We start from the raw sequence: 13,750 nt of genomic DNA on the forward strand, positions 1-13,750 counted from the left end.
TGACTTCGGATTTGTCTCAGACAACTTTTGACCAAGGGCTAGCAAAAGTCGATAGGTCTGTGTCAGAATCGGCCGCATGACAACGGATGTCACCGACACCGGTCTCGGAACGATCCGAACCGGCATCCTCGGCGGAGGATTCATGGCCCGCGTGCATCGCACCGCGGCGCGAGACGCCGGCGGTGAACTGCGCGCGATAGCGACCCGTTCCGTCGAGGGCGGCCGCGATGCCGCACAGGCTCTCGGCGCCGACCGGGCGGAGCACGACGCGAAGGCACTGCTGGAGGCCGCCGACATCGACGTCGTCCACATCTGCACGCCGAACGCGACCCATGCCGATCTCGCCCTCCAGGCTCTGAACGCGGGCAAGCACGTCGTCTGCGAGAAGCCGCTCGCGACGACGGCGCCCGACGCCCGGTTGCTCGCCGAGACTGCCGAGGCCACCGGGCGCGTGGCAGCCGTGCCGTTCATCTACCGCTACCACCCGATGGTGCGTGAGGCCAGGGCGCGCATCGCGCGCGGCGAGGCGGGGGAGCTCCTCACCCTCGACTGCTCCTACTTGCAGGACTGGATGCTGCTCTCGAGCGATGACGACTGGCGCGTGCGCTCCGAGTCCGGCGGCGCCAGTCGTGCGTTCGCCGATATCGGCTCGCATCTGTGCGACCTGATCGAGTTCGTGATCGGCGAGCGGATCCGCGCACTGAGCGCCCGCACCAGGCGCGTCTTCTCCGAGCGTTCGGGGCACGCGGTCGACACGGAGGACATCGTCGCCGTGCTGGTGGAGACGGAGTCTGGCGCCCTCGGCACGCTGCTCATCTCGCAGATGGCTGCCGGGCGCAAGAACGCCCTCACGCTCGAGCTGCACGGCTCGCGTCAGAGTCTGCGCTTCGAGCAGGAGCGACCGGAGGAGCTCTGGATCGGCACGCGCGATGAGTCCCTGCTGCTGCTGCGCGATCCCGCCACGTCCGCTCCGGATTCGGCGCGGCTCCAGCGTGTGCCCGCCGGGCACCCGATGGGATATCAGGATGCGTTCAACGGGTTCGTGACGGATGTGTACGCGGCGATCGCCGGAGCGCAGCCCGACGGCCTGCCGACGTTCGCCGATGGGTACCGCTCGGTCGTGCTGACGGAGGCCGTGCTCGAATCGGCGGCTGCGGGCGGACGATGGGTGGAGGTGACGGCATGATCTCGATCACGACCGAACCGGTGCTCAGCGTGACAGGCATCCGCAAGTCGTTCTTCGGCGTCGAGGTGCTCAAGGGCATCGACTTCGACGTGCGACCGGGGGAGGTGCACGGTCTCGTCGGAGAGAACGGCGCCGGCAAATCGACCCTCATGAAGATCATCGCCGGCGTGCAGCCGGCGGACGATGGAGTGGTCTCCTACCGCGGGGAAGAGGTGCATCACGCGCACCCGCGACAGGCGATGGATGCCGGGATCGTCACGGTCTTCCAGGAGTTCACGCTCCTCCCCGAGCGCACGGTGGCGCAGAACGTCTACCTCGGCCGCGAGCCGCGCCGCGGGGGCTTCGTCGACCAGCGTGCCATGAACACGAGGACGGCAGAGCTGCTGACCGACCTCGGGGTCTCGTTCATCGAGCCGCAGGCGCGCGTCGGCTCGCTCACGGTCGCGGAGCAGCAGATCGTCGAGATCGTCAAGGCGCTCTCGTTCGATGCACGGGTCATCTCGATGGATGAGCCGACCGCCGCGCTCAGCGATCACGAGGTCGAGCTGCTGTACGCGATCATCCGTCGTCTCACCTCGCGCGGTGTCGCGGTGATCTACGTCTCGCACCGGCTGAAGGAGATCTTCGACCTGTGCGACCGCATCACGATCCTCAAAGACGGTGCGCTCGTCTCGACCGACGACACGGCAGCCCTCACCACCGACGAACTGGTCCGACGTATGGTCGGCCGGTCCATCCAGTCGTATTTCCCCGACGCGCTCGAGGGCACGACGGTCGGTGAGCCGCGGCTCGAGCTCGACGGCTGCGGCAACGCCTACATCGACGGGGTGTCGCTCACGCTGCGTGCAGGGGAGATCGTCGGCATCGCGGGGCTGCAGGGATCCGGGCGCACCGAGCTCGTGGAAGGGGTGTTCGGCATCCAGGCGTTCACCAGGGGCTCGATGCGGATCGACGGGGTGCCCGCGCGCATCGCCAGTGCTCGGGCGGCGGTGCGGGCCGGGCTCGCCCTGGTGTCGGAAGACCGCAAGGCACAGGGACTCGCGCTCGGACAGTCGATCCTCGACAATGCGCTGCTGGTCGTGCGGAGTGTCTTCGCGAGCCGCACAGCCGCCTCCCGCCGTGAAGTGCCAGGGGTGCTGAGCTCGCTCGAAGTCAGCTCGCAGGGCGTCGATCAGGAGGTGCGCTTCCTCTCCGGCGGCAACCAGCAGAAGGTCGTGCTGGCCAAGTGGCTGCTCACCCAGCCGCAGATCGTGCTCTTCGACGAGCCGACGCGTGGCATCGACGTCGGCGCGAAGTACGCCGTCTACCAGCTCATGCGCGAGCTCGCAGCCCAGGGGAAGGCCGTCCTGATGGTGTCGAGCGAACTCCCGGAGGTGATCGGCATGAGCGATCGGATCCTGGTGATGCACGACGGCGAGCTCGTCGCCGAGCTGCCGGCAGGAGCGGCGGAGCACGAGATACTCGGAGCCGCGACCGGTGCGAGCGATCCCGGCACCGTGGCGGACGGGGGTGCGCGATGAAGCGCCTCCGCATCGACTCCACCGTCATCGTGCTCGGCATTCTCCTGCTCGTGATCGTCGTCGGCGCGATCCTGGTCGCCACGGTCGGGCGCAATTTCCTGAGCCCCGGCAACATTCGCGACGTCCTCACGGGCATGAGCGTGCTCGGCCTCGTCGCGATCGGGCAGACGCTCGTCGTACTGGGTGCCTCTCTCGATCTCTCGGTCACCTACGTCGTCAGCCTGTCGAGCCTGCTCGCGGCAACGATCATGAACGGGAACGCCGGTAACATCCCGCTCGCCGTCATCGTCACCCTGCTCGTGTGCGGCGGCATCGGACTGGTGAACGGGCTCATCGTGACCGTCCTGAAAGTCAACGGGTTCATCGCCACGCTCGGCGTCGGGCTCATCCTGCAGGGCATCCTCAACACGAACTTCGAGGGTTCGGCCGGCAGCGTCCCGTGGGCGTTCCAGCTCATCGGCGCCACCGGCGTCGGCCCCATCCCGGTGTCCACGCTCATCATGATCGTGCTGGCAGTGGTCGTCTGGGTGCTCCTCAACCGCACCCGCACCGGCGCGCATCTCTACGCGGTCGGCGGCGACCCGGAGATCGCCCGGCTGTCGGGCGTTCGGATCCGGATGCCGCTGATCTGGGCGCACGTGCTGTGCTCGGTGTTCGCGGGTCTCGCCGGCCTTCTCCTCGCCAGTCGTCTCGGCGTCGGCAGCCCGACCGTCGGCCAGCAGGGCGGCTACGCGCTGCTGTCGATCGCGGCGGTCGTCCTCGGCGGCACCCTGCTGCTCGGCGGACGCGGATCCGTCTGGGGCACGATCGGCGGCGTCGCGATCCTCGCGGTGGTCGACAACGTGATGAGCGTCATGCAGATCAACCCGTTCCTCAAGGACGTGGTCCGCGGAGTGGTGATCGTCGCCGCCGTGGCCGTCTACAGCCGTCGCTCGATCGTCCGTCGGCGTCCGCGCTTCGGCTCCGGGGGCACACGCACCGGCGGTGACGACGCGGCGAAGGCCGCGGCGCCCGAGATGGCCGCTGCCGTGTCGCAGCTCGTCGATGCCACCCCGAGTGCCACCCCCGATACGAGCACTGCTGCGGAAGGAGGACGCTCATGAACGCGCTGCGCACCCTCGTGAGTCCCCGTGGGGCGGTGTTCCTGCTGTTGGTGCTCCTGCTCGTGGCCGTCACGATCCTCAACCCGAGCTTCGCGGAGCCTGGACAGTTCATGCGCTTCATCCAGCGGGTGGCCCCGATCGCCATCGTCGCGATCGGCCAGTACTTCGTGATCATCGCCGGGGAGTTCGACCTGTCGCAGGGATCGCTCATCACGGCGCAGGTCATCATCGCCGGCAACCTGGTCGGACAGGATGACTCCCGCACCATCCCGGTGCTGCTACTGATGATCGTGTTCGCGGTGGCCGTCGGACTCGTGAACGGTCTGATCACGACACTGCTCAAGGTGCCTTCTTTCATCGTCACGCTCGGCATGATGCTCGCCCTCCTGGGCGGGGTCATGTGGTGGACCGGCGGCGCGGCGACAGGGAATCCCGCCGACAGCTTCCGCGAGATCGGCCGCGGCGGCATCCGCGACGTGCCGTTCCTCGAGTTCATCCCGTGGGCCGTTCTGCTGCTCATCGTCTGGCTCGCGCTCGGCATCTGGATCACCAAGCGCCCGTTGGGCAAGACGCTCATCGCGGTAGGCGACAACGCCCGCGCCGTCGACTACGCCGGGGCGCGTCGGGCCTGGGTGACCACGCGAGCGTTCATCATCTCGTCGCTGTCCGCATCGCTCTCGGCAGTGCTCCTGGTCGGATACGCAGGCGTGCATCCCTCGGTGGGTCGCGGCTACGAGTTCACCGCGATCACCGCCGTCGTCCTCGGCGGAGTCGTGCTGGGCGGTGGCCGAGGCTGGATCGTCGGTGCGGTCGCCGGCGCCTTCGCACTCGAGGCCCTGTTCATGCTTCTCAACATCGCCGGCGTCCCCTCGACGCTGCGCGATGCCGTCCAGGGCGTCATCATCATCGCCGCCGTCGCGTACTCCGCCGTCGCCTTCCGGGCACGACGCAAGCGCGACCCACAGCCTTCTCCTGATCTCACCACCGCAGAACCCGCAACGACGACCAGCACGATTCACACGAACAGCACCATCCACACCAACAGCACCATCCACACAGAAACCAGAGGAGATTAGCAATGCGACGATCAATGAAGATCGCCACCGCAGGGGTGGCTCTCTTCGGCCTCATCGCGCTCGCCGGGTGTACGACCGACCCGTCAGTGGCGCCGGCGGAGTCGGAGAATCCGGATGCGACGGCTGAGACGACGGAGTGGTTCGACCAGGAGCTCTTCGACAAGCAGGACGAGGAGCGCGGGATCGACCCGCAGGGGCCGGCCGACGAGCCGTACCTGCAGCACATCAACGCCGAGATGGTCGACACGTCGGAGTTCACGAGCGAAGGGGCCAAGAAGGCCTGCTTCGCGAACGCCTCGATCTCGAACCCGTGGCGCCAGACCGGGTGGATCACGATGAACCAGCAGCTCAAGGCGCTGCAGGACGTCGGAGCCATCAGTGACATGGAGACCCGCGACGCGAAGGACTCCGACGACACGCAGATCGCCGACATCGACTACTTCATCGCCGAGGGCGGCTGCGACGTCTTCCTCATCTCGCCGAACAGCACGGCGGCGATGACTCCCGCCGTCGAGCGGGCGTGCGACACCGGAAAACCGGTCGTCGTGTTCGACCGCGGCGTCAACACCGACTGCCCCGTCACGTTCATCCACCCGATCGGCGGCTTCGCCTGGGGCATCGACACGGCGGAGTTCCTGATCGACAACCTCGACAAGGGCGACAAGGTCGTAGCCCTCCGCATCCTCCCGGGTGTGGACGTGCTGGAGCACCGCTGGGCGGGCGCCGAGAAGCTCTTCGACGAAGCGGGCATCGAGGCCGTGGACTACTTCACAGGCGCCGACCCGGCCGAGATCAAGAGCATCATCAGTGACGAGCTCGCCAAGGGCGACGTCGACGGCATCTGGATGGACGCCGGTGACGGCGCTGTCGCGGCCATCGAGGCATTCGAGGACGCCGGAGCGGACTACCCGGTCATGACCGGTGAGGACGAGATGAGCTTCCTGCGCAAGTGGAAGGACACGGGTCTCACGGGGCTCGCGCCGGTGTACTCCAACTTCCAGTGGCGCACTCCTCTGCTCGCGGCGCAGATGATCTTCGCCGGCGAAGAGGTGCCGAAGGAGTGGGTGCTGCCGCAGAAGCCGATCACGGAACCGGAGCTCGACGACTACCTCAAGGCCAACGAGGGAATGCCCGACGGCCACTACGCCAAGTTCGGCGGGGAGAACCTTCCCGGCTACCCGACGGTGTGGCAGGAACGGCAGATCCCGTAGCCGATGCGATCCCACCCTTCCGCTCCGCACCCGTGGAGTGGGAGGGTGGGATCGACTTCACGATCAAGAGGACAACGATGCCCCGCACGATCGCCGTCAACACCTGGGTGTGGACGTCTCCGCTGACCGATGCCACGATCGAGCCGCTCGCCCGCAAGGCCCGGGGCCTCGGGTACGACGCCCTGGAGCTGCCGCTCGAGAGTGTCGGCGATTGGGATCCGCAGCGCGCACGTGCTGTGCTCGACGGCCTGAGACTCGGTGCGATCGTGGTCGGAGCGATGGGTCCACGACGCTCACTGGTGGCCCGCGCGGGGGATGTCGGTGCGACGCAGGCGTATCTCCGATCCTGCATCGCGGCCGCAGAGGCTCTGGGCGCGCGGGTCGTGGCCGGTCCGTTCTACGCCCCGACCGGCGTGACCTGGCGGATGGACGCCGACGAGCGCGCCGCCGTCGTCGGGGAGCTGCGCGAGAACCTCGCAGGGCTCGTCGATGAAGCGGCGGCCCGGGGAGTGACGCTCGCGATCGAACCCCTGAACCGCTACGAGACCAGTGTGCTCAACACGGTCGAGCAGAGTCTGGACGCACTCGGTCCGCTTTTCGGCCCGGGGCTCGGACTCGCTCTCGATACCTACCACCTCAACATCGAGGAGAAGAAGCCCGACGACGCGATCCGCGCGGCGGGGGCGGCGATCGCCCACGTGCAGGTGTGCGGCAGTGATCGCGGCGCCGTGGGCGATGACCACACCGACTGGCCGGGCATCCTCCGCGCCCTCGACGACGCCGCCTATCGAGGTCCGCTCGGCGTGGAGAGCTTCACCGGGGAGAACGCCACGATCGCGGTCGCGGCCTCCGTCTGGCGTCCGCTCGCCCCGAGCCAGGACGAGCTCGCCGCGCGCAGCATCGAGGCGCTGCGCGCCTTCGGCACCTGAACCCGCACGACCTCGAACGAGTCCGAGACGAAGGAGTCCTCATGACGAGTCACCCGGTCACCCTGTTCACCGGTCAGTGGGCCGATCTGCCCTTCGAGGAGGTCGCTCGTCTCGCGGCGGAGTGGGGGTACGACGGGCTCGAGGTCGCGGCCTCCGGGGATCACCTCGACCTGAAGCGCGCCGACGAGGACGACGCCTATGCGGCCTCGCGCAAGGAGATCCTCGACCGGCACGGCTTGAAGATCTTCGCCATCTCGAACCATCTCGCCGGTCAAGCCGTGTGCGACGCCCCGATCGACTTCCGCCATAAGGCCATCCTCCGCGACTACGTGTGGGGCGACGGCGAGGCCGAGGGGGTCAGGCAGCGGGCAGCCGACGACATGAAGCGGGCGGCACGGGTCGCACGCAAGCTCGGCATCGACACTGTCGTGGGGTTCACCGGATCATCGATCTGGCCGTATCTCGCGATGTTCCCTCCGGTTCCGGCATCCGTCATCGAGGGCGGGTTCGAGGACTTCGCCCGACGCTGGAATCCGATCCTGGATGTCTTCGACGGCGAGGGTGTGCGCTTCGCGCACGAGGTGCATCCGGGCGAGATCGCCTACGACTACTGGTCTTCGGTGCGTGCGCTGGAGGCGATCGAGCACCGTGAGGCGTTCGGATTCAACTGGGACCCCTCGCACATGATGTGGCAGAACATCGACCCGGTCGGGTTCATCGTCGACTTCGCGGACCGGATCTATCACGTGGACTGCAAGGACACCCGGATGCGGCCCCGGAACGGGCGTGCGGGAGTGCTCGGCTCGCACCTGCCGTGGGGCGACCCCCGGCGCGGCTGGGACTTCGTCTCCACGGGACACGGCGATGTGCCGTGGGAGGACGCCTTCCGTGCGCTCGACGCGATCGGCTACGCAGGACCCATCTCGATCGAGTGGGAGGACGCCGGTATGGACCGCCTGCACGGTGCCCCCGAGGCGCTGGGATTCGTGAGATCTCTGCTGTGGCCGAAGCCCGCAGCCTCGTTCGACGCCGCGTTCAGCAACCAGTGATCGTCAGCCAGTGATCTTCAGAACAGGAGCCTCATGTCCATCCAGCACACCGTCGTCTTCCGCCTGATCCACCCGGCCGGGTCCGCCGAGGAGCGGGAGTTCCTGGCGACGGGGCACGCGGTCCTGACCTCCATCCCCGGTGTCGAGGACTTCACCATCCGCCGTCAGGTGAGCGCGAAGAGCGACCTCAGCCATCAGTTCTCGATGGTGTTCACCGATCAGCACGCTTACGACGCGTACGACGGGCACCCCGCACACCGGGCGTTCGTCTCGGAGCGCTGGCTTCCCGAGGTCGCCACGTTCCAGGAGTACGACTTCGTCGAGTGACTTCGTCGAGTGACTCTGTCGATTGACGCTGTCGAGTGACGCCGTCGCTGTCAGGCGGCGGGCTCGCGGAGACGGACCAACCGTTCGTGGCCGGTCTCCTCGAGCTCGGCGATGTCGTCGCGCGATTTGAGGAAGTCGGAGAACGAGCGGTAGCCGAGGGCCTTCTCGCTGAACGACGGATCCATGCGGCGCATGTGCGTCTTGACCGCAGAGCTGTGCAGCCACTCGTCGGCGTCGGCCTTGTCGTGACCGAGGCGCAGCGCGCGCTCCAGCAACTGGGTCGCCACCTCCTGATCGTCGACCTTGTCCTCGACCCTGGGCTCCTCCGCCTTGGGTGCGGACTTGGCGCGCGTGCGCTTCGGGGTGGTCTTCGGCTTCGAGGTCGTCTCGGCGACGTTCTCCGTGACGGCGTCGGCGACGGGGGCGGGCGCCTCCACCACGGGCTGGGCCTTGGCAGCGACCACGGGGGCGGCCTTCACCGGACGCACCACGCCGGGCAGCGAGTCGTACGACTCGAACTCGTCGCACGCCGCGGCCAGAGACTTGGCGGTCGAGCCGGACACCCCGACACCGATCACGTAGCGGCCGAGACGCTTGCAGCGCTGAGCCAGCGGCACGTAGTCGCTGTCGCCTGCCACGATCACGACGTGGGTGAGGTCGGGCAGTCGGAACATGTCCTCGACCGCGTCGACCGCGAGCCGGATGTCGGCGCCGTTCTTCGCGTAGGCGGCGGCGGGGAACAGCTGCACGAGGTCGACCGCACGCGCCACGAGCTGCGAGCGGTACACGGCGTTCACAGGAGAGGACCAGTCGGCGTAGGCCCGTGTGAGCACCAGCGTGCCGAAGGAGGCGGCGTAGTCGATGATGGCACCGACCTCGATCATCGCGCGGCTCAGCCGGTCGGTGACCTCAGGGTCGTTCGGGTTCTCGCTGATCCGCTGACGGTCTTTGCCGTAGGCGTTGCGGCCGTGCACGCGGTCGTACCAGGAGATGACGATGTTGTCGAAGTCGAGGTAGACGGCGACGCGGGCATCGGTGGTCTCAGCCATGATCAGACCTCCTCGCGGGGGTAGCGGACGCCGATCTGCGCTCTGATCTCATCGAGGGTTCCCATGATCGCGACGCTCTCGGCGATCGGCAGGATGTCGCCTTCGAGGATGCCGTCGCGTACGAGTCGTTCGGCGGCGAGCGCCTGGTACTGCATACCGCGACCCTCGACCTCGGAGGTGTAGGTCTCCTGCACCGTGCCGTCGGGAAGCACCACCCGGAACGTGGTGGGGCTGTACCAGACGGTGTCGATGTCGATGCGAGCGGCCGTGCCGATGATGCTCGCGACGTTGGGTCCCGCCGCGCGCGACGACGAGAGGGTGGTCGAGATCGCGCCACCCTCGTGGGTCATGACGGTGGCGACCTCGGCGTCAGCCCCCGTCTCGATGAGTCGTCCGAGGGCACGGATCGTGGTCGGGGCGCCGAGGATGTCCCAGACGAACGAGATCGGGTAGATGCCGAGGTCGAGCAGTGCGCCGCCGCCGAGTGCCAGGTCGTTGAGCCGGTGTGCGGGGTCGGAGGGCAGCAGCTGGGTGTGGTCCGCGCTGACCGCACGGATCTCGCCGAGAGCGCCTTCGGCGATGATCTCGCGGATGCGGATCATGTGCGGCAGGTACCTGGTCCACATCGCCTCCATCACGAGCAGGCCGCGCTCCGCCGCGAGCGCCTGCAGATCTGCCGCCTCTGCACGGTTCAGTGTGAAGGCCTTCTCGGCGATCACGTGCTTGCCGTTCTCGAGCGCCAACCGGGCGTTCTCGTGGTGCATCGGGTGCGGCGTCGACACGTAGATGATGTCGACATCGGGGTCGGCCACCAGGGCTTCGTAAGAGGGGTGTGCATGGGTGATGTCGAAGCGGGCCGCGAAAGCGTCTGCTGACTCCTGCGAGCGCGAGCCGACCGCCACGAGGTCGAGCCCCGCGGTACGTAGATCGGACGCGAACGCGCCGGCGATACCGCCGGTCGCAAGGATTCCCCACCGAAGACCTGTCATGGTCTCAGCGTAGGGGGTGCGGTGGGTGTGACGGACTGTTACATCCCGTGACGCCCGGCATCGGGGCCGTGGCAGTGGGCCGTCGACGCCTCCTACCGTGACGGCATGACCGAACCCCTCATCATCGGCGCCATGGTGCGTACCCTCGGCGCGTATCCCTCGGGTTGGCGCCAGCCAGGGGCGCACCGTGATCCTGCGGCCGACGCCGACATCCTGCGGCACATCGCGCAGGAGGGGGAGGCCGCCGGTCTCGACTATCTCTTCTTCGGGGACTGGCTCGCCACGGGCCCCGATCTGGAATTCCGTGACCCGTATCTGCTCGCCCGGATCGACCCGGTGAGCGCGGTGCTCTTCCTCGCCGGGATCACCTCGCGGATCGGTCTGATCGCCACCGTGAACACCACCTACGCCGACCCGTACACGACGGCACGTTCGCTGGCATCGCTCGACGTGCTCACCCGTGGTCGCGCGGGCGTCAACCTCGTCACGGGCGCCGAGCCGCGTGCCGCCGGCAACCACGGCCGCGATGCGCACGCCGACAACGAGACCCGCTATGACAGGGCGGAGGAGTTCGTCGAGGTGTTGCGGCGGCTGTGGGACTCGTGGGGAGAGGACGCCTGGATCGCCGACGCCGAGCGCGGCGTGCTGATCGATCCGGAGGGGCTGCACCCCGCCGACTTCCGGGGTGCACAGGTGCGGGTCACCGGTCCGCTCAACGTGGCCCGCCCACCACAGGGGCGGATCCCGATCGTGCATGCCGGCACCTCGCCGCGGTCGAGGGCGCTCGCGGCCACCGAGGCCGATCTCGCGCTGACCGCCGCGCCGACGCTTGCCGATGCGATCGCCACGCGTCGGCTGCTGAGGGAGATCGCGTCAGACGCCGGCCGGTCGCCCGACGCGCTGAAGGTGATCGCTCCGGTGCTTCCTGTCGTGGCGGACACCGATGCCGACGCCCGACGCATCGTGGAGCGTCTGCTCGCCCTGGTGCCGCTCGCCGAGGGGCACCAGGCCGCGCGCACGGCTTTCCCGCCGAACCGCACCGTCGCAGCCCTCGCCGATGCGTTCGACGTCCCGCTCGACGACCCCCTGCGTTCTGCGACCTTCGACGCGCCGGTGACCGCCGCCCAGGCTCTGCGGCTGGGCGAACGCGGCGCCGCGCTGATCGAGCGACTCGGCCTGATCGCCGGGTTGCGCGTCTCCGGATCAGGCATCTCCGGATCCGGGGCTGCGGGCGGCGACCCGCTCACCTGGCGGCACCTCGTCGCGGCCAACGCGGTGCCCGCGGCCTTCGTCGTGGGCGACGCCGGCACGATCGCGGATCACTTCGAGACCTGGCGCGACGAGGGCGCGGCCGACGGATTCAACGTGCTGTCGGCCTTCCAACCCGCGCAGTTCGAGGCGTTCACTCGGATCGCGGCGCCGGAACTTCGCCGTCGCGGACTGCTGCGAGGCGCGGAGGAGGGAGCGGGAGCGACGCTTCGCGACCGCCTGCGCATTTCCTCGTATGTCGACGCGTGACCACACGTTTCGCCACGCGACATCCGGAGTCCGCCGCCTCGCGCCACGGCAGCACCGATTCCTACCGTGAATACACCTCACGACACAGCACACACCCGAAGCACAGCACGCACCCGAAGCACTGCACCCCCGAAGCCAGGAGGCCCCTCCCATGAACCGTCGTCTCATCCGCGCCGCCGCCATCGCGCTGCCGCTCGTCCTCGCAGGGAGCCTCGCCGCCTGCGCGTCGACGCCCGCCCCGGCGAACTCGCCCGCAGAAGGCGGCGACCCCGTCACCGGGGGAACGCTCACCTACCTCGAGCACCAGGCGTACACGAACCTGTACCCGCCGCAGGCCGGCTTCTACCCGAACGGCGGCATCGTGAACAACATCGCCGCCCGTCTCACCTGGCAGAATCCGGACACGCTCGAGATCGAGCCGTGGATCGCCTCGGACTGGACGGTGAACGACGATGCGACCGAGTACACGTTCAATCTGAACCCCGACGTCACGTTCTCGGACGGCACGGTGCTCGACGCCGCGGCCGTGAAGAAGAACTTCGACACCTACGGCCTGGGCGATGCGGAGCGCGGCCTCACCGTCTCCGAGGCGATCAACAACTACGCCAGCAGCGAGGTGGTCGACGACGACACCGTCACGTTCCACTTCACCGCCCCGTCGCCCGGGTTCCTGCAGGCGACCTCGACCATCAACTCCGGCCTCCTGTCGCCGGAGACGCTCGACGGCACGATCGAGGACTTCGGTGCGGGCAATGCCGCCGAGATCGTCGGATCCGGTCCGTTCACGGTCACGGGCGAGAAGCTCGGCACCGAGTACACGCTCACCGCCCGCGACGACTACGACTGGGGCCCCGACAGCGTCGACAACGACGGCCGCCCCTACCTCGATGCCGTGCACGTGCTGATCACTCCGGAGGACTCGGTGCGCATCGGCTCGCTGCTCGCCGGCCAGGCCGACTACGTCCGCTACGTGCAGGCGTTCGATGAGGACCGCGTCGAGAGCGCCGGCTTCACGCTCTACGCCCCGCAGACCCGCGGCGTGAACAACTCGATCGCGCTGCGCCCCGAGAACCCGCTGCTCTCCGACATCCGCGTGCGACAGGCGATCATCGCCGCCGTGAACGCGCAGGAGGTCGTGGACACCCTCTTCACCGAGAACTACCCGGTGGCGACCTCGGTGCTCTCCTCCCAGGCGCTCGGCTACAAGGACGAGTCGGAGCACTACGAATACGACCCCAAGAAGGCCGCGAAGCTCCTCGACGAGGCCGGATGGAAGCCCGGCACCGACGGCATCCGAGAGAAGGACGGCGAGCGCCTGTCGATCACGGTGTACGAGGCGAAGCCGCAGCCGCTGTCGAAGCAGACTCTCGAACTCGTCGCGCAGCAGCTGGCGAAGGTGGGTGTCGAGCTCTCGGTCAAGCCCGGTGATGCCGGCAGCTACGCGGAGGACACCCGCGACCCGCTGAAGACAGGCTTCTACCACTCGATGGTCGGTCGCGCGGATCTCGACGTGATCAAGAGCCAGTACTTCACGAAGAACCGTGACGTGCTGATCTCGAAGGATGCGAAGCTCGACGAGCTGCTCCTCGCCGTGGCATCCGAGCCCGATGCCGACAAGCGCGTCGCCGCTTCTCAAGCCGTGCAGGACTACATCGCAGAGCAGGCCTACGTGATCCCGCTGTTCGAGGAGCCGCAGGTGTACGGCACCGCGACCTACGTGCACGGCGTCGCCTTCGAGTCGGTGGGACGCCCGACGTTCTCCGGCGTCTGGCTCGCCGAGCACTGATCGGCAT

The 13,750-nt window shown here is 68.1% G+C and carries 12 protein-coding genes; 10 read left to right on the plus strand and 2 right to left on the minus strand.

Going from position 1 to position 13,750, the window contains the following annotated elements:
• The first annotated feature begins 76 nt into the window (after nucleotides 1-76).
• From ACIQTX_RS07820 to ACIQTX_RS07855, 8 genes are all read left to right on the plus strand, one after another.
• Complete coding sequence (locus ACIQTX_RS07820; RefSeq protein WP_402970886.1) at nucleotides 77-1,186, plus strand: Gfo/Idh/MocA family protein; 1,110 nt, start codon at nucleotides 77-79, stop codon at nucleotides 1,184-1,186.
• Nucleotides 1,183-2,706 carry a sugar ABC transporter ATP-binding protein gene (locus ACIQTX_RS07825; protein WP_402970888.1) on the plus strand — a complete coding sequence of 508 codons (1,524 nt, stop codon included), beginning with the start codon at nucleotides 1,183-1,185 and terminating at the stop codon, nucleotides 2,704-2,706. Before ACIQTX_RS07820 ends, ACIQTX_RS07825 begins: the two co-directional genes overlap by 4 nt.
• Nucleotides 2,703-3,809 (plus strand): ABC transporter permease, encoded by a 1,107-nt coding sequence (locus tag ACIQTX_RS07830; RefSeq protein WP_402970891.1) that lies wholly within the window; start codon nucleotides 2,703-2,705, stop codon nucleotides 3,807-3,809. Before ACIQTX_RS07825 ends, ACIQTX_RS07830 begins: the two co-directional genes overlap by 4 nt.
• Complete coding sequence (locus ACIQTX_RS07835) at nucleotides 3,806-4,885, plus strand: ABC transporter permease (RefSeq protein WP_402970894.1); 1,080 nt, start codon at nucleotides 3,806-3,808, stop codon at nucleotides 4,883-4,885. The genes ACIQTX_RS07830 and ACIQTX_RS07835 overlap by 4 nt, the downstream gene beginning before the upstream one ends.
• Before the next feature lie 2 nt (nucleotides 4,886-4,887).
• Entirely contained in the window at nucleotides 4,888-6,096 is a 1,209-nt protein-coding gene (locus tag ACIQTX_RS07840; RefSeq protein WP_402970897.1) for a substrate-binding domain-containing protein, read from the plus strand.
• A gap of 77 nt (nucleotides 6,097-6,173) precedes the next feature.
• On the plus strand, nucleotides 6,174-7,025 hold the full coding sequence (locus tag ACIQTX_RS07845; RefSeq protein ID WP_402970900.1) for a sugar phosphate isomerase/epimerase family protein: 852 nt from the start codon (nucleotides 6,174-6,176) through the stop codon (nucleotides 7,023-7,025).
• A 41-nt stretch (nucleotides 7,026-7,066) separates the two neighbouring features.
• Entirely contained in the window at nucleotides 7,067-8,074 is a 1,008-nt protein-coding gene (locus ACIQTX_RS07850) for a sugar phosphate isomerase/epimerase family protein (RefSeq protein ID WP_402970903.1), read from the plus strand.
• Nucleotides 8,075-8,107: 33 nt separating this feature from the next.
• Nucleotides 8,108-8,401 carry a Dabb family protein gene (locus ACIQTX_RS07855; protein WP_028503239.1) on the plus strand — a complete coding sequence of 98 codons (294 nt, stop codon included), beginning with the start codon at nucleotides 8,108-8,110 and terminating at the stop codon, nucleotides 8,399-8,401.
• A gap of 50 nt (nucleotides 8,402-8,451) precedes the next feature.
• On the opposite strand, the gene ACIQTX_RS07860 is transcribed toward ACIQTX_RS07855, so the two are convergent.
• Together ACIQTX_RS07860 and ACIQTX_RS07865 are read right to left on the minus strand one after the other, a co-directional pair.
• Nucleotides 8,452-9,450, minus strand: a complete 999-nt coding sequence (locus tag ACIQTX_RS07860; RefSeq protein WP_402970906.1) for an NYN domain-containing protein — start codon at nucleotides 9,448-9,450, stop codon at nucleotides 8,452-8,454.
• Between the two features lie 2 nt (nucleotides 9,451-9,452).
• Nucleotides 9,453-10,439, minus strand: coding sequence for a Gfo/Idh/MocA family protein (locus ACIQTX_RS07865; RefSeq protein ID WP_402970909.1), 987 nt, complete (start codon nucleotides 10,437-10,439; stop codon nucleotides 9,453-9,455).
• A 105-nt stretch (nucleotides 10,440-10,544) separates the two neighbouring features.
• Between ACIQTX_RS07865 and ACIQTX_RS07870 the strand changes: the two genes are divergently transcribed.
• Nucleotides 10,545-11,957, plus strand: coding sequence for an NtaA/DmoA family FMN-dependent monooxygenase (locus tag ACIQTX_RS07870; RefSeq protein WP_402970912.1), 1,413 nt, complete (start codon nucleotides 10,545-10,547; stop codon nucleotides 11,955-11,957).
• Nucleotides 11,958-12,108: 151 nt separating this feature from the next.
• The gene (locus ACIQTX_RS07875; protein ID WP_402970915.1) at nucleotides 12,109-13,743 is read left to right on the plus strand and encodes a TIGR04028 family ABC transporter substrate-binding protein; all 1,635 of its coding nucleotides are present in this window, start codon (nucleotides 12,109-12,111) and stop codon (nucleotides 13,741-13,743) included.
• Nucleotides 13,744-13,750 lie beyond the last annotated feature (7 nt).

The sequence above is a fragment of the Microbacterium sp. NPDC090281 genome (assembly GCF_044769635.1).
GTDB lineage: Bacteria > Actinomycetota > Actinomycetes > Actinomycetales > Microbacteriaceae > Microbacterium.